The sequence below is a fragment of the Cupriavidus sp. SIMBA_020 genome (genome assembly GCF_046535395.1).
In the GTDB taxonomy this organism is placed as follows: Bacteria; Pseudomonadota; Gammaproteobacteria; order Burkholderiales; family Burkholderiaceae; genus Cupriavidus; species Cupriavidus campinensis.
The window spans coordinates 1-263 of the sequence record NZ_JAWRWU010000854.1 but is presented as its reverse complement, the minus strand read 5'-3'; the positions used below and the strand labels follow the sequence as shown (position 1 = coordinate 263).

Here is a 263-nt window from a genome sequence, read left to right as displayed (position 1 = left end):
CCGAACTGACCCTGCGCCGCGATGCCGACAACCGCCTGTGGGTGGCGGGGCAGGGCATCGACCTGAATGCCAGCGATCACCGCTCGGACCTGGATCATCCGGCGCTGCGCTGGCTGACCGCGCAGCGCGAACTGCTGGTGCGCGGCGCCCGCATCCGCTGGCAGGACGAACTGCGCCGGGCGCCTGAACTGGTCCTGAGCAATGTCGATTTCCTGGTGCGCAACGGCAGCCTGTCGCACCGTTTCGTGCTGCGCGCCGATGCC

At 69.6% G+C, this 263-nt stretch carries 1 protein-coding gene; it reads left to right on the top strand.

The window, feature by feature from the left end; all coding sequences use genetic code 11:
- On the top strand, positions 1-263 hold a 263-nt coding region (locus tag SB751_RS31810; protein ID WP_410749248.1), incomplete at both ends, for a hypothetical protein.